Origin of the sequence: Corallococcus silvisoli, assembly GCF_009909145.1 — a bacterium.
GTDB lineage: Bacteria > Myxococcota > Myxococcia > Myxococcales > Myxococcaceae > Corallococcus > Corallococcus silvisoli.
Genome location: NZ_JAAAPJ010000009.1, coordinates 327,959 through 343,508, shown reverse-complemented (window position 1 = coordinate 343,508; position 15,550 = coordinate 327,959). Strand labels below are relative to the sequence as shown.

Here is a 15,550-nt window from a genome sequence, read left to right as displayed (position 1 = left end):
TCGGGCCGGTCCCCCGGAGTGCTCCGGGGGCCCTTCACCCTAGTTCACGGCATCCCGCCATCGAAGCCCGGCGGAGGAGGCCCCATGCCCCCATCGAAGCCCGGCGGAGGCCCCATGCCTCCGTCGCCGCCCGGCGGGGGACCGCCGCCTCCCCCGCCGCCCCCCGGGATGGCGCACTGCGCGCTGTCGAGCGACGAGCGGATGACCAGCGTCTTGGATGCCAGCATCGCGCCATCCGCCATGCGCTGGGTGGTGAAGAGGTAGTTGCCCACGCTGTCCGCGGACACGACGTTGTCGTTGGCGTTGGTCGTGTCCCGGGGGCCGCGCGTATTGTAGAGCGGCTGCGTGTTGACGATGTCGTCGTTGACGGTGTCGTCGAAGAACAGCTGCGACGTGACGAACTCCTGGCCGCCCACGCGAACCGTGAAGTGGATGTGGATGGTGCGGCTGCTGTACCAACCGGGGAAGCACGTGTCGAAGTCCACGCGCCCGTTCGCGTCCGTGGTCTGCACGCCGCGGAACCACCGCGCCGCGCGGGCCACCGCGTCCCCGGAGGTGCAGAAGTCGCTGGCGTCCTCGCCGGAGTAGAGCCCTTCCGGCGCCGCGTGCCAGATGTCCACCGTGGCGTTGGGCACGGGGACGCAGTTCTCGTTGACGATGAGGAAGGACAGGCGCACCGGGAGGCCGTCATGGCCCTCGCTGATGTCCTTGCGCGCCACGGTGGTCGCGTAGCAGGGGCCCAGAGTGGCCTCGCAGGTGAGGTTGCACACCGTGCCCAGCCCCGACGCGAACGGATCCGGGTAGCTGGCGGCGGCCGTCATCGCCGCGGTGCCGCCGGTGGCCCAGACGCCCGGGTCGGTGAAGCCGGCGTCGGTGACGCCCGCGTCGGTCGCGCCACCGGGGTCCACCGGAGCGTCCTCGCCACCGCAGGCGACGAGCAGCTTCGCCACGGGGACCGCGGCCAGCGACAGGCCAATGCCACGCAGGATGCTTCGGCGCGTGATGACCTTGAGGGATGGGTCCTGAGGGGATTCGCTCTTCATCCGGGGTTTCTCCGGGAGCTCGGGAGCCAGGAGCGGCGGGGGTGCCGCTCTCGGGGCCGTCCGGGGCTGACCGGACGACGAACCGGTTATCTCGGGTGAACCTTAAGCAATCCTTACGCGAAAGGTCCGCGACTCAGGAAAAGCGCACCCGGAAGGTGGCGAGGAGCGGACCCGCCGCCCGGCCGTCCGCCGGAGTCTTCGGACCGCCCTCGGGGAGCTTCGTCCCCAGCTCCTCCAGCGCGGGCTTCATCGCGTCGAAGGCGGCGAGCGCGTCGGCCGCGTTGTCGAAGAAGCGGGGGTGCACGAGCCAGCCCGACACGCCGCAGGTGACGACGTGGAAGGAGCGGGAGTCGTCCGCTTCGTAGGTGAGGCGCAAGAGGTCGCGGAGTCCTTCGTCCCGCGTGATGGTGCCGCCCTGGCTGCCCATGCTCCCGAGCGTCGCGCCGCCCTCGTAGTCACTCCAGCCGCTGTCCTCGGTCATGCCTTCATGCTTACCACTGGAGGCCCGGGACGTGACGGGGGGCGGCGCGTCAGGGAGGCGCCGCGCCGTTCCGCGAGGCCCCGGTCGGGACGGGCGAGGGGCCGCGCGGCCGGGATCGCGCACCGGTTGTCGCCCCCCGGGGATCGCCCCAGGTTTGCGCTGTGGGGGGCTGCCGTCATGTTCGCGGAACCACTGCTTGAGCCGCGCTACTCCGAGGAGGTCGTCCCCTTCCTGTCGGGTGATGGCCGCGCGCTGCACCTGGTCCACCTGCGCGGGTTCGAGGGGGCGGACAAGGGGCCGGTGGTGCTGGTGCATGGCGCGGGCGTGCGCGGGAACATCTTCCGCGCGCCGGTGCGTCGCACGGTGGTGGATGCGCTGATCGACGACGGCTACGACGTGTGGCTGGAGAACTGGCGCGCGAGCATCGACGTGGAGCCGGGCGATTGGACCCTGGACCAGGCGGCCGTGCTGGATCACCCGCCGGCCATCCGCACCGTCTTGGAGAAGACCGGGGCCGACACCGTCAAGGCCATCATCCACTGCCAGGGCTCCACCAGCTTCACGATGGCCGCGGTGGCGGGGCTGCTGCCGGAGGTGGACCTCATCCTCAGCAACGCGGTGTCGCTGCACCCGGTGGTGCCCGCGACCGCGCGGTGGAAGCTGCGCTATGTCGCGCCGCTCGTCTCGCACCTGACGTCGTACCTGGATCCGCAGTGGGCCTTCGAGGGACCCACGCGGACGGCGCGGATGCTGACGCGCGTGGTGCGCGCGACGCACCACGAATGCGACAACCTGGTCTGCCGCTGGACGAGCTTCACCTACGGGACGGGCTTCCCGGTGCTGTGGCGGCACCAGAACCTGAACTCCCGCACGCACGACTGGCTCCAGGACGAGTTCGGCCCGGTGCCCTTCAGCTTCTTCCGCCAGATGGAGCGCTGCGTGCGCGCGGGCCACCTGGTGCCGGTGGACGGCTTCCGCGCGCTGCCGGAGGACCTGGGCGAGCGCGCGCCCCAGACGGACGCGCGGTTCGTCTTCTTCGCGGGGGAGGAGAACCGCTGCTTCCTCGCGGAGAGCCAGCGCCGCAGCTTCGAGCACCTGGAGCGCTTCCACCCGGGACGGCACGCGCTGCACGTGCTGCCCGGCTACGGACACCTGGACGTCTTCATGGGCAAGCACGCGGCCCAGGACGTCTTCCCCCTCATCCTCTCCGAGCTGGACCGCCCGGTGTGACGAAAGGCCCCCATGTTCCTTCCTCGACGCATCCAGAGGCAGTCCGGCCGCTATTCGCGGGTGGACGACATCCCGTACGCGTTGCCCGTGAACTCGAAGGGGGCGCCCGCGTTGATGGCCGCGTTCACCGTGGATGCGCGCCGCGTGGCGAACCTGCTGCCCGGCAATGAGCTGCACCCGCTGCGCGTGTCGCGCGAGCGCAGCGTGCTGCTCATCTCCGTCATCGACTACAAGGACACGGACATCGGCGCGTACATCGAGTTCAGCATCGGGCTGGCGTGCACGCACGGGCGCAGGCCGGCGCCGCCGCTGCTGCCGCTGTTGTTCCCGAAGCACTTCGGCGTGGGGCAGTACGTGGTGGACCTGCCAGTGAACACGGAGGTCTCCGTGAAGGGCGGCAAGGGCATCTGGGGCATGCCCAAGCACCTGGCCCGGCTGGACTTCCGGATGGAGAACGGTTCGGTGAGCAGCCGCTACGAGGAAGGCGGCCAGCAGGCGGTGCGCGTGCGCATCGAGCGGCCGAAGCGCGCGTGGCTGCCGCTGCGCGCCGCGGCGGTGAACTACTGCGCGTTCCGGGGGATGTTGATGAAGTCCTCCCTCTACTTCCGGGGCCGGTTTGGCTTCCGGTTCGGGCGGCGGGCCTGGTCCACGCTGGAGTTGGGAGACCACCCGCGCGTGCAGGCGCTGCGGGACTTGAGCATCGCCCGGCGCGCCTTCTTCACCGGCTTCTTCCCTGCGTCGTACGGCGTGCTGGATGACCACTTCGAGGCGTGGTTCCTCACCCAGCCCACGCTGCCCGCCGCCACGTACCCGGAGGGGCTGGAGAGCGTCGTGGACCTGGGCCAGGGCCAGACGCCGATGCCGCCTCCGGAGTCGGACGGGATGCGGACGGGAGGGCTCCAGGAAGTCCGGCCATGACGGCGATGAAGCTCTCGGCAGGAGGCCCTTCCGTGCGCTGGCTCCCGGCCGTGGAACAGCGCTCGGTGGAGCGCGGGCGCCTGGATGCGTCCCCCGCGCCGCGCGGGGAGGTCCCCGGATGAGCGCGGGCGTGTCGCGATGGCTGGCGCGGCAGGCCCGCGTCCACGGGCGCGTGTGGCGCTGGGCGCTCGCGGTCATTGGATGGGCCACGCTGGTCGCGGGCGTGGTGCGGATGGTGCTGCCGGGAGCGGAGCTGCGCCTGATGTCCGCGGATGCGTCCGTCACGTCCGCTCAGCTCTTCCGCGCCACGGGCTTGTTCATGGTCCTGTTCGGTGGCCTGTTGTTGCATGGCCTGCATGAGCCCCGGGCGAATCCCGCCGCGTTCCTGTGGTCGGGGCTCCAGCGGGTCGGTGCGTGCGCCATGCTGGTGCTCGCCGTGGGGCGAGGGCTGGTGTCGCCGCTGTCCCTGTTCGCGGCGGCGTTCGACGCGCTGGCCGCCGGGGTGGTGCTCGGGTTCTACGCGACGCTGCGCCAGGGCGAGCAGGTCATCTCCGTGCTCAAGCCGGACGCCCACGCGGGATCCATCACCGCCTCGACCCTCATTGACCAGGGCTCCTCGGACGCCTGGCGCTCCCCGTCGGTGGCGGACGCCCGAGGCCTGCCCCTCTCCCTGGAGGACACCCCGATGCCCGAATCCGCTCCCGACCTGACCTTCCGCGAGACGATGTCTGGTCCGCTCGCGATGGGCACCTCCGACCCCGAAGCCGGTGCGCACGACGGCCGCTCCACGCCGTTCACCATGCATTGCACCATCCTCATCGACGACATGGACGCCTTCGTCCGCGATCCCAACCACGTCGCCCGGCTGGTGGCGCACGTGCAGTACAAACCCCTGGGCCTGGACCTGCCCGTGCCGGAGGGGAGCTTCAACCTCTTCCGCGCCACCGATGATCCCCGCACGAAGATCATGACCTATGGCCTGCGCTTCCAGGCCCACGGCCAGGACTACTTCCTGGATGGCACCAAGACGCTGCGCGACGACCCGGGGCCCGACCTCTGGCACGACACCACGCGCCTCTACAGCCACCTGCACGAGGGCCCCGACGCCAGGAGTCCCGTGGTGGGCGCCGGCATCCTGGTGCTGAGCATGCGGGAGCTGCTTCGGCTCGTCTCCAGCATGCGCTCCTCGCGCGAAGGCACGGAGGGCCTGCGCAGGGTGGCCGAGTTCGGCCACCTGTTCCTGGGCGCGCTCTGGGACCTCTACGCCTCCGAGGCGCCGCTCCGGGGCGAAGGGGAGGCGGCGCATGGCCACGAGCGCTGAGCACTTCGATGTCGTCATCGTGGGCTCGGGCTTCGGGGGATCGGTGATGGCGTGGCGGCTGGCGGACGCGGGCCTGCGCGTGTGCGTGCTGGAGCGCGGCAAGGCGTACCCGCCCGGCTCCTTCCCGCGCAGTCCCCACGACATGCGCCGCAACTTCTGGGATCCGAGCCAGGGCATGCACGGGCTCTTCAACCTCTGGTCCTTCAAGGGGCTGGGGGGCGTGGTGTCCGCGGGGCTGGGCGGGGGTTCGCTCATCTACGCCAACGTGCTCCTGCGCAAGGAGGAGAAGACCTTCATCCACGAGGATCCCCGCGACGGCGGTTACGAGGACTGGCCCGTCACTCGCGCCGACCTCGATTCCCACTACGACGCCGTGGAGCGGATGATGCGCGTGCAGCGTTACCCGCTGGAGCACGCCCCGTATGCCTCCACCGCGAAGACGCTGGCCCTGCGGCTCGCCGCCCAGCGCCTGGGGCGCGCGGACGACTGGCAGTTGCCGCCGCTGGCGGTGACGTTCGGCAACCGCGGCGAGGTGCCCGTCCCCGGCGACCCGATCCGCGAGGAGCACCCCAACCTCCACGGGCGCCCGCGGACCACGTGTCACCTCTGCGGCGAGTGCGACATCGGCTGCAACACGGGGAGCAAGAACACGCTCGACCACACCTACCTGTCCGCGGCGAAGCGCGCCGGGGCGGAGCTGCGCACGCGCGCGGAGGTGACGGAGCTGTGGCCCGCGGAGCATGGCGGCTACGTGGTGCGGTACCTGGATCATACGGACGTGGCGGAGAACGTCCCGCGCGAGGGCCCCCAATCGCAGTTGCCCCGCACCACGGTGACGGCGGACCGGCTGGTGTTGGCGGCGGGCACGTTCGGGACCCCGTACCTGCTGCTGAAGAACCGGCGGAGCTTCCCCGCGCTGAGTGAGGCATTGGGTTCGCGCTTCTGCGGCAACGGGGACCTGCTGGGCTTCATGCGTCAGTGCCGCGACACGAGCACGGGTCAGCAGCTGCCGCGCATCCTGGACGGCGGGCACGGCCCGGTCATCACCAGCGCGCTCCACTTCCGGGGTGAGGAAGAGGGAGGAGCGGGCCGGGGCTACTACATCGAGGACGCGGGCTACCCGGAGTTCGTCAACTGGCTCTACGAAGCCGCGCATCAGGTGCCGCTGGTGAAGCGCGGCCTGCGCCTGGGATGGCGCATCGTGCGGGGCTGGACGGGCCTCACGCGCGACACGGACGTGAGCGAGGAGATCGCCGAGCTGCTTGGAGACTGCCTGGGGTCCGCGACGTCGCTGCCGTTGTTGGGCATGGGGCGTGACATCCCCAACGGGCACATGCGGCTGACCCGGGACGAGATGCTGGACATCGACTGGAGGGTGAGCGGTTCGCGCGAGTACTTCGCGCGGGTCCACCAGTCGATGGCGGACATCGCGCACACGCTCGAGGGGACGCTGGTGCAGAACCCGCTCAGCTACGTGAGCCGGGTCATCACCGTGCACCCGCTGGGGGGCTGCCCCATGGGACGGGGGACGGAGACGGGCGTGGTGGATGCTTGGGGCGAGGCCTTCGGACATCCGGGGCTGTATGTGGCGGACGGCTCGATGATGCCGGGCCCCACGGGCCCCAATCCGAGCCTCACCATCGCGGCGCTCGCGGATCGCTTCGCGGACGCGATCATCGACGCACGCACCCGCGTGGCGCCCGTGCGCGCGTGGCAGGCTCCGGAGGAAGGATCATGGCCGTCCGCGCCTCCGACGTGAGCCGCTTCCCGGGCCGGCGGGCGCGGCGGCGCAAGCAGCCGCCGGACACGCCCGAGGGGCGGCCGATGGTGTCCTGGTACGACCCGGGCGTGCTCGTGAAGTCGGGCCTGAAGACGCTCCTGTCAGGGACCTTCGGGCGGCAGGCGGACCGGCGGCTGTTGGACGCGGTGGCTCGGCCCCAGCCGTTGGCGTTCGACTACGCGGAGGACGAGGAGGGGCGTCCGCGCGAGGAGCTGTGGCTGGACTACGTCGCGGACCTGGGGGACGGCTGGAACTCCACGTACGCGGTGGCGTCCTCGGTGATGGCGCCGGAGCTGGACCTGGAGGACCCGACGGGGCAGGTGCACCGAACACGGGGTGGGGACGTGCTCGTGTTCGGCGGGGACGAGGTCTATCCGACGGCGAGCGTGGAGGAGTACCAGGCTCGCACGGTGGCGCCGTACGCGGCGGCGCTGAACCGGCGCCGCCACCGGCCGCACCTGTTCGCGGTGGCGGGCAATCACGACTGGTACGACGGGCTGGTGTCCTTCACGCGCCTGTTCTGCCAGGGACGGTACTCACCGGGCTGGCGCACGAAGCAGCAGCGGAGCTACTTCGCGCTGAAGCTGCCGCATGGCTGGTGGTTGCTGGGGACGGACATGCAGTTGGAGTCGGACCTGGACGCGCCGCAGGTGGAGTTCTTCCAGCAGGTCGCGGCGCGGATGCGCGGCACGGATCGGGTGATTCTCTGCAACGCGGAGCCCGCGTGGATCCACCAGCAGGTGAAGCCCCGTGCGGGCCGCGGCTTCCTGGATCACAACATCGACTTCCTGGAGCAGAAGGTGCTGGGCAAGAAGGTGAGCGTGTTCCTCGCAGGGGACCTGCACCACTACCGCCGGCACGAGAACGGGGAAGGGCGGCAGAAGATCGTCGCGGGTGGGGGAGGGGCCTTCCTGCATCCCACGCACCTGCCGAAGGTGGACCGGCGGCCGGATGGCTTCGTGTTGAAGGAGTGCTATCCGCCGAGGGAGACGTCCCGGCGGCTCACCTGGCGCAACCTGCTGTTCACCGCGATCAACCCGTGGTTCAGCGTGTTCATGGGCGGCGTCTACACGTTGCTGGGCTGGGGCGTGGCCGCGAGGTTGAGCGAGGGTGCCGAGGGCGCACCGCCGTTCCGGGAGGTCCTCAACGCGGCGTTGCAGAGCACGGGGTCGATGGTGCTTGGCGCGGCGACGGTGCTGGGCACCGTCGCGTTCGCGGACAGCCGCAGGGGGAAGCGCTGGCGGCAGGTGTCGGGGGCCGTGCATGGAGGGGTGCACCTGCTCCTGGCGCTGCTGCTGACGTGGGGCGTGTCCGCGATCGCGGCGCCGCTGGCGAGCGAGCTGCAATGGAGCCTGCGCCGCGACTTGTTCAGTGGCCTGCTGCTCTTCGGTGGCGGCGCGCTGGTGGGGCCGTTCGTCATGGGCCTCTACCTGCTGCTGTCGCTCAACGTCTTCTCATGCCATCCGAACGAGGCGTTCTCGTCGCTGTCCATCCCGGACTGGAAGAACTTCCTCCGGCTCCACTTCGACGCGGAGGGAAGGCTGACGGTGTACCCGGTGGGGTTCCGCCGCGTGCCGCGCAGGTGGATGCGTGGGCGTCCCGCGGAGGACCCGGAATGGGTGCCGGACCCGGCGGACACCCGGGCCACGCCACCCAGGCTCATCGAGCCACCCATTGTCATCGGGCGTACGAAAGCGCTTCCGGTGACGCCGGATACCGGTCCGCCTGATGCTGCGACCAGGATCTAAACAGGGCCCTGCTCGGACTGTGTACCGCTGCTTAGAAGCGAACAGCGGGCTCCGACGCTTGATCAGGCTGCTGAAGCGTCAGCCTAGGACCAGTTTCGCGCAATCCGACCGGCAGCGGGTGCGCTGACGTGTCTGGCGAAGCAAGGTAACAGGAACAACTTGTTCTCAGTGCGGTCCAACTTTCAAGAAGCACAACTCCGAGGCCCTCAATGCAAGAACCCACGACGCGAAATCATACTGCCATCGTGAATCACTGGATGGCGCTGAGTCTGAGTGTGCTGCTTGAGTCCGTATTTTTTCAGCACGCCGGATTCTCCCTCAGCATGAGTTGGGTGGCCGAGTGGAAGTCCGACACTCATCCGGGAGCCACTTCGAAATCGTCGGATGGATGGGTCAACTAGTCGCCTTCACGTAGCCCATCCGGTTGAGGCGCTGCCGTCCGGGGCGTATGCGCGGACGTGCAGTGCCGCTCCGCGAGGTCGTGGGGCGCGGGTTGAAATCTGAATGTTGGTCCGCTGCTGGTGACCAGGGTTCCTGTTGGAAGTGACAAGGGTTCTTGTTCCCACGCCTGCTGTTCCGATAGCAGGCGTGGGGATTTTCCCTACGGCATCGCTCACCGGTCAATCCAGACCCGCCGTCCCTGCCTCTATGACAGGCGGCGAACCGCGATCGCCGAGGCAGTTTGAGCGGCGCGGGCCGAAGTCCTACGCTTAGCGCCCATGAAGGCGATGCTCCTATCCCTGATGCTCTTCGGCGCCGCGCCGTCAGGCCCCGCGCCGTCGTCCCTGCCTCCCGAAGCGCTGGGCGCGCCCCCGCTCGTGGATGTGTCTCCCACCGCGTGGTCCTGCACCGTCGACACGCTCCGCGCGGGAAAGGAATGCGTGTTCGAGGCGGAGGTGCCGCCACCCGGCGCCCCCAACGCCAACCAGGAGGCCGCCAACGTCAAGCTCCTCAAAGACGCGTCGCGCGCGCTCTGCACGGAGGCCGTCAGCAACGCCCGTGACGGCACGCCGGACGCGAAGCTCGTCGCCGTCTGCGAGCGCAAGTACGCCGATGTCGTGGGCCGCTGCGGCATCGACGGTGGCTCGCCGGTGGTCGACACCAAGGGCCGCTTCGCGCCCGCGGCCCGTGCCTGCTACCGCGCGCTGTCCACCGTGCTCCAGGACGTGCAGTTGATGGCGTCCGTGGCCTCCACCTGCTGCGAGTGCGCCGCGCGCAGCCAGTGCCCCGGCAATGGTGAGCGCTGCTACGCGGACGTGTCGCGCCAGCAGGCCGGGCCCGGGACGCTCGCGTGCATGGACGAGCGGTGCCACGACGCCTGCTCCATGATGCTGCCCCCGTCCGCGTCCATCCCCCGGTCGGAGCCTTCGCACGGAAGCCAGCGCTCCGGCTCCGCCGCGCTGTAGCCCCCGTCCTCCCGCCAAGGCTCGCATGACTCCACCGCGCACAAGCCCGCTGCCCGGCTCCGCCGCGCAGGAGTCCCCGCGAAGCCTTTCCCGGCTCCACCGCGCACAAGCCCACCGCCCGGCCCAACCGCGCTGGAGTCCCCGCGACGCCCTTCACGGACCTTCATGACTCCACCGCGCACAAGCCCGTCGCCCGGCCCTACCGCGCTGGAGTCCACCCATCGCCCTGCACAGGAGTCCCGCTCCATGTCCCGTCTTTCGCTGCTGACCCTGTTGGGTGCACTCGCTACCGGCTGTGGTGCCGCGCACTCCCACGTGGCCCTCGAGGACCGAACCCTCACGGACGCGCCGCCCCCAGCCCCGCCTGCGTCCTCGGCCCGGCCCGCCACGGAGCAGCCGCCTGCGTCGCCGCATGACGCCCGCGCGTTCCTCGCCCGCTATCCCACGCCCGCCGCCTGCGAGGGCGCCGCCCGCAAGCTCCAGGCGACGTCGCGCGACGACGCATGGCTGGCGCTGAAGCTCTGCGTGGAGGCCCCCGGCTTCACCCAACTGGGCGCCGTGCTCGGCAGCGCATGGACCGAGGACGTCCGCGTGCGTCCGGACGCGGCACCGCTCATCGCCCGCGTGGTGGCCCAGCGCGGCGGCAGCGTGGATGGGGAGCTGCGCCTGCTCCACTCGCGCAAGGTGCCCATCTTCTCGCTCGCCTCCGCCATCGCCCAGCCGGACACCTACCGGGGCCGCTATGTGCTCCTGCGCGCGCAGGTGGCGGACCAGCGCTCCGAGGGCGAACGCCCCACGCTGTGGCTCGTGGAGCAGGGCCTCCAGGCCGTCGGCTCCCGCCGGGAGGTCGGCATCGCGTACCACACCGACTCCGTCTCGGAGACCTCCGGTGACCTGGGCGGAAGGACGGCGCTGACAGGCGAGGGCCGCGTGGGCGGCTCCATCTTCACTCGCGAGAGCACCACCCAGTCCGCCTCCGAGCGGACGTACGACAACAGCTCCGAGGAGACCGGCCGCGAGGCCCTGGGCCGACTCGCCGCGCCGGATCCGTTCCTGGAGACCCGCCGCGACTACGTCATCCTCGCGCGCTTCGACGGCCTGCGCGTCACGTCCGGGATGACCACCGATGACGAGGACGAGGGCCCGAAGATCCCGGTGCTCACCATCGTGAGCTACCACCTGCCGCAGGCGCTCGCCGTCTACTGACGCGCGAGCCTGTCTCTCAGCGCTTCACCGGCGCCGGCGTCGCCGCGGCCGTCATGTCGCGCGACGGCGTGCCGGAGTAGATCTCCACGTCGGTCGCCACCCAGGTCCCCAGCCGCTCGCCGTAGGTGGTGTGGACCAGCGCCCCTGGCTGCAACTGTGAGCGGGCCACGCGCTGGCCGTCGCGGAGGATGCGCGTGGACGGCGCCACCGAGAAGGGCCGCTCCACGCCGTCGTCATCCCGCACGGTGAAGCCCCGGCTGCCTGCGCTCGTCACCGTGCCGTAGAAGTCCGGGAGGTCCTGGGCCAGCGCGTCACCCACGCTCCCGCTTCCACCGGTGCCCTCCGGCGGCCCCTCCGAAGGGGCCTGGAACACCGCGAGCCCGGGCCTCGTGCCGCTCTCGACGACCGCCCCCTCTCGGGACTGGCACGCGATGGCGCACAGCGTGAGTCCTCCGACGAACAGCCACCTCCCGAATCCCTGGCGCATGGGCCCCACCTCGCGTGCGTTGGTGCTCCCAAAGATGGGCCGGAAACGTGGGCCGACAACCACCCCCGCCGGGGAGGTCCGCCCCAGTGTCTCCCGGGCCACGGCGACCGCGACCGGGGGAGGACCCAGGGAGGGAGGCGCCCGCACCCGACGAGCGGGGCAGGGGAGGACCCGCTCAGTCCGGCCCGGACGCCAGCCCGTGCTTGCGCAGCAGCTTGCGCAGGTAGACCCGGTCGATGCCCGCCTCGCGCGACGCCTTGGACACGTTGCCGCCGCAGCGCTCCAGCAGCGTCTTCAGGTAGTCGCGCTCGAAGCCCTCGATGAGGCGCTCCTTCGCTTCCTTGAAGGGAAGGTCCGCCGCCAGCGACTGCGTGTCCTCGGGGCCCAGGTCCTGGGGCGGCGCGCGCGGAGGCGGCGTGTCGGGCAGGTCCGGCAGCGCCGACTCGCCCAGGCTCACCACCCGGTCCACGACGTTGCGCAGCTCCCGCACGTTGCCCGGCCACGGGTACTGGGCCAACAGCGCGCGCGTCTGGTCCGACAGGGCACTGGGCGGCTTGCCCATGCGCTCCAGCACCGTGTCGATGAGCAGCGGGATGTCCTCCGGGCGCTCGCGCAGGGGCGGCAGCGTCGCGCGCAGCACCGCGAGCCGGTGGAACAGGTCCCCTCGGAAGCGGCCCGCCTTCACCGCGCCCTCCAGGTCCTGGTGCGTGGCGGCCACCACCCGCACGTTCACCGAGCGATAGTCGTTCGCGCCCACCCGCTTCACCTGCCGGCGCTCCAGCGCGCGCAGCAGCCGCGGCTGGACCTCCAGCGGCAGCTCCCCGACTTCATCCAGGAAGAGCGTGCCCCCGTGCGCGCGCTCGAAGGCGCCCGCCCGGTCCGCCTGCGCTCCGGTGAAGGCGCCCTTCACATGGCCGAACAGCTCCGACTCCAGGAGCTGCGGCGCCACGCCCGCCAGGTCCACGATGACGAAGGGCCCCTTGGAGCGCCCGCCGTGGGTGTGCAGCGCCTCCGCGCACAGCTCCTTGCCCGTGCCCGTCTCCCCTTGGATGAGCACGTCGGATTCGCCCTGCGCCACGCGCTCCAGCAGGGTGAACACCTCCCGCATGCGCCGGCTGGAGCCCACCAGGTTGCCGAACCGTTCACGGTTGGACAGGGGCAGGGTGTGCGCCTTCTCGCCCTCCGGGACGAGCTTCAGCTCCGTGGTGCCCAGCGTCAGCACGGCTCCGGGGCGCACCTCCAGGGTGGTGAAGCGCATGCCCTCGCAGAAGGAGCCGTTGCGCGAGCCCACGTCCACCGCCTGGACGCTGTCCTCGCGCACGTCCAGCAGCAGATGACTGCGCGACACCGCCCGGTCCGCGACGACGATGTCCGACCCGGGATCCGCTCCCACCCGGTACCGCCCCGGCGTCAACGGGTAGCCATGGCCCGCGTCCGGCCCGGAGAGCACCACCAGCCGCACCCGCACCCGCGCCGTCCGCATCGCCGGCAGCGCGTCCGTCCGAAGCTGACGGTCCTCTTCCCCGCTGTCATCCCCGAAGCGCGCCACGGCGCGGACCATAACATACGGAAATGGAAAGGCCCGGCCTCCCCGCGCGCACCGGAAGATGCGCGTACGCGGGAGGACGGGCCGGGATGACGCGGGCAGGCTCGGGGGTCAGGCCGGCGGCTTCGCGTGCTTGTAGAACAGCACCAAGGTGTAGCAGTGGAACTCGTTGTCCGAGGACTGGCAGACGACCCGGTCCACGATCTCCAGATCCGAGTTGCTCTTGATCCAGCGGGTGACGTTCTCACCCAACTCTTCCCGCTCCTTGGCCTTCGTAGCGGAGAAGACCTTCACGCCCGTGAACATCGCCTGCCACTCCTTGTGCGGTGGTGAGAAAAGGCTGACCGGGAGTTATCGCACACGCCTTTTCAAGGTGTCAAAAATGCGGCGCGCCGAAAGTTGGGGACCCGTGAGGAGGCAGGGGGGCGCGGAGGGTGGGGGTTTGCAGGTCCCAGGGCATGCATAGGTTCACCCGGTCGCACCCGGTTCTTGGATTGGGGCGGGGCCCGGGGCCGTGGCGGTCCCAGGGGCATGGGCGGGAAAAAGGGGGCAGGACCGTGGACATGAAGACGAAGAAGGACCTGGCGGTGGACTTCATCAACACCATCCGCACCATGGAGCCGAGCGCGCTCAATGCCCTCATCGTCAAGGAAGCGGGCGAGGAGCTGGCGCAGTTCTTCCTGAACTACAGCGCCAACCTCATCTCCAAGGACCCGTCGCGGGTGCTGGAGAACACCTCGTCGCTGATGCTGATGGGCTACCTCATCCGCACCTACGAGGAGAAGAACAGCCAGGCCCGGCAGGGCAACTTCCAGTCCTACGCCTACGCCTGAGCGCCGGTGCTCGACAGGCCCCGGGGAGGCCTGTTAGGCACGCGTCGCCCATGCTCATCGACCTACACGCCCATTCCCATCTGTCCAAGGGGTGCGACCTGGAGCCGCGCGCCGTGCTCGAGCGGGCGGCGATGTTCGGCCTGGACGCGGTGGCGTTCACGGAGACCAACACCCAGGACGGCTGCGACGAGCTCTTCGAGATCGGCGCCAGGTCCAAGGTGAAGGTCTTCGTGGGGCTGGAGCTGGTGACGGACCGGGGCCAGTACCTGTGCTTCTTCCCGAAGCCGGAGCTGGCGCCGGAGCCCGTGCAGATGTGGGGCAGCAACCGAGAGAAGCCCTGGAGCGCGGCCGAGTGCCTGCCCAAGGTGAAGGCCCTGGGCGCGGCCATCGTCGCGGCCCGCCCGTTCGACCGCGACGTGCCCAACCCGGCCATGGACTACGTGCGCTCGCTGTCGGGCGTGCTGTGCGCCGTGGAGGGCTACAACGCCAAGGTGAAGCAGACGGCCAACGACCTCGCCGTGGAGGCCGCGGACGGGCTCAAGCTGCCCTGCGTGGGGGGCAGCGACGCGCGCGGCTCCCTGGACGAGATGGGCCGGGGCGCCACCTTCTTCAAGCGCGACGTGCTCACCCAGGCGCAGCTGGTGGAGGAGCTCTTCAAGGGCGACTTCTGGCCGGTGATGGCCGGCGAGCTGCCCCGCCTCACCCGGCCGGGCGAGGCCCAGGCCCAGCGCAAGGGCGGCGGCGGTGGTGGCAAGAAGCAGCACCGCCGCGGCGGCCGGCGCTAAGGCCCTCGGGGCAGGACGGACGCGCCCGCTTCCTCCGCGCGCACCAGCCGCCCGTCGGTGAGGAACGCCTTGCGGCGCTCCCCGGGGTAGCGCCACTCCTCGTTCTTCGCGGTGCCCTCCAGCGTGCGGCGCACCGTCTCGGGCGGGCCCCAGGCCATGCGCACCGCGTCCGCGGGCATGTCCGCCACCAGCTTCTTCGTGCGCACCGCCTCCCGCACCGCCGCGCTGAAGCCGTCCAGCTGCGCCTTGGGCGAGTGGGGCGACAGCGTCTTCTCCAGCTCCGCGCGGAAGTCGTCCGGCCGGTCCAGGTTGGGCGGCAGCACCAGCACCACCTGCTCCCCGGCGGGAGCGCCCTCCACCGTCACGTACACCCACGGCCAGGTGCGCGGGGAGTAGAGCACGCGCTCGGTGATGGCCCAGGCGGTGGGGAACTCCACCTTCGTGATCCGCACGCGCGAGCCCGCCGGGAGGGTGGCCTGGATGGGACCGGGGTCGAGGGGCTTGCCCTGCGTGTCATCCACCAGCCGCACGTCCTCTGGAGGGTAGGGCGTCAGCAGCCGCTTGGACGCGTCCCCGAAGAAGGGCGTCAGGTAGGCGGAGACGCGCAGGAACCGCTCCGCGTCCGGGCCGGTGAGGCTCCGGTCCAGCGAGGCGCGATCCTCGGGGGACATGCGGGTGGCGGAGGCGCAGCCGGTGGCCACGACGGCCACGAGCGGCACCAGGAGGAGGGACGACAGCGAGCGGAAGGGAGGCATGGCACCTGGAG

General features: G+C 70.8%; 15 protein-coding genes. 9 read left to right on the top strand and 6 right to left on the bottom strand.

The annotated features are described in order from the left end of the window. Positions 1-44: 44 nt before the first annotated feature. On the bottom strand, positions 45-1,043 hold the full coding sequence (locus GTY96_RS20080; protein ID WP_161665523.1) for a dioxygenase family protein: 999 nt from the start codon (positions 1,041-1,043) through the stop codon (positions 45-47). Between the two features lie 133 nt (positions 1,044-1,176). Continuing rightward, on the bottom strand, positions 1,177-1,524 hold the full coding sequence (locus GTY96_RS20075; protein WP_161665522.1) for a hypothetical protein: 348 nt from the start codon (positions 1,522-1,524) through the stop codon (positions 1,177-1,179). A 177-nt stretch (positions 1,525-1,701) separates the two neighbouring features. On the opposite strand from GTY96_RS20075, the gene GTY96_RS20070 reads away from it, so the two are divergent. The 7 genes from GTY96_RS20070 to GTY96_RS20040 all read left to right on the top strand — a co-directional run bounded on the left by GTY96_RS20070 (position 1,702) and on the right by GTY96_RS20040 (position 11,133). Next, a complete protein-coding gene (locus GTY96_RS20070; protein ID WP_161665521.1) occupies positions 1,702-2,754 on the top strand; it encodes a lipase family protein in 1,053 nt (350 codons plus the stop codon). A 12-nt stretch (positions 2,755-2,766) separates the two neighbouring features. Then, positions 2,767-3,672, top strand: a complete 906-nt coding sequence (locus GTY96_RS20065) for an acetoacetate decarboxylase family protein (protein ID WP_143904423.1) — start codon at positions 2,767-2,769, stop codon at positions 3,670-3,672. 118 nt (positions 3,673-3,790) lie between these two features. Further along, entirely contained in the window at positions 3,791-4,993 is a 1,203-nt protein-coding gene (locus GTY96_RS37710; RefSeq protein WP_235685726.1) for a hypothetical protein, read from the top strand. After that, positions 4,977-6,752 (top strand): GMC oxidoreductase, encoded by a 1,776-nt coding sequence (locus GTY96_RS20055; protein WP_143904425.1) that lies wholly within the window; start codon positions 4,977-4,979, stop codon positions 6,750-6,752. The genes GTY96_RS37710 and GTY96_RS20055 overlap by 17 nt, the downstream gene beginning before the upstream one ends. Next, the gene (locus GTY96_RS20050; protein WP_161665520.1) at positions 6,728-8,521 is read left to right on the top strand and encodes a metallophosphoesterase; all 1,794 of its coding nucleotides are present in this window, start codon (positions 6,728-6,730) and stop codon (positions 8,519-8,521) included. The genes GTY96_RS20055 and GTY96_RS20050 overlap by 25 nt, the downstream gene beginning before the upstream one ends. 719 nt (positions 8,522-9,240) lie before the next feature. After that, a complete protein-coding gene (locus GTY96_RS20045; RefSeq protein ID WP_143904429.1) occupies positions 9,241-9,927 on the top strand; it encodes a hypothetical protein in 687 nt (228 codons plus the stop codon). A gap of 246 nt (positions 9,928-10,173) precedes the next feature. Then, positions 10,174-11,133: a hypothetical protein gene (locus GTY96_RS20040; RefSeq protein WP_161665519.1), complete on the top strand. Its 960-nt coding sequence runs from the start codon at positions 10,174-10,176 to the stop codon at positions 11,131-11,133. A gap of 16 nt (positions 11,134-11,149) precedes the next feature. Here GTY96_RS20040 and GTY96_RS20035 read toward each other — a convergent pair whose 3' ends face one another. The 3 genes from GTY96_RS20035 to GTY96_RS20025 form a co-directional block, all read right to left on the bottom strand. Further along, a complete protein-coding gene (locus tag GTY96_RS20035) occupies positions 11,150-11,620 on the bottom strand; it encodes a hypothetical protein (RefSeq protein WP_143904433.1) in 471 nt (156 codons plus the stop codon). Positions 11,621-11,795: 175 nt separating this feature from the next. Then, the gene (locus GTY96_RS20030; RefSeq protein WP_143904434.1) at positions 11,796-13,181 is read right to left on the bottom strand and encodes a sigma 54-interacting transcriptional regulator; all 1,386 of its coding nucleotides are present in this window, start codon (positions 13,179-13,181) and stop codon (positions 11,796-11,798) included. Positions 13,182-13,277: 96 nt separating this feature from the next. Continuing rightward, positions 13,278-13,472 (bottom strand): hypothetical protein, encoded by a 195-nt coding sequence (locus tag GTY96_RS20025; RefSeq protein ID WP_143904436.1) that lies wholly within the window; start codon positions 13,470-13,472, stop codon positions 13,278-13,280. A 251-nt stretch (positions 13,473-13,723) separates the two neighbouring features. On the opposite strand from GTY96_RS20025, the gene GTY96_RS20020 reads away from it, so the two are divergent. Both GTY96_RS20020 and GTY96_RS20015 read left to right on the top strand, forming a co-directional pair. Further along, positions 13,724-13,999, top strand: coding sequence for a hypothetical protein (locus GTY96_RS20020; protein WP_143904438.1), 276 nt, complete (start codon positions 13,724-13,726; stop codon positions 13,997-13,999). Positions 14,000-14,049: 50 nt separating this feature from the next. Further along, complete coding sequence (locus GTY96_RS20015) at positions 14,050-14,784, top strand: PHP-associated domain-containing protein (RefSeq protein ID WP_143904440.1); 735 nt, start codon at positions 14,050-14,052, stop codon at positions 14,782-14,784. On the opposite strand, the gene GTY96_RS20010 is transcribed toward GTY96_RS20015, so the two are convergent. Next, positions 14,781-15,539 (bottom strand): hypothetical protein, encoded by a 759-nt coding sequence (locus tag GTY96_RS20010; protein ID WP_143904442.1) that lies wholly within the window; start codon positions 15,537-15,539, stop codon positions 14,781-14,783. The genes GTY96_RS20015 and GTY96_RS20010 overlap by 4 nt on opposite strands. Positions 15,540-15,550 lie beyond the last annotated feature (11 nt).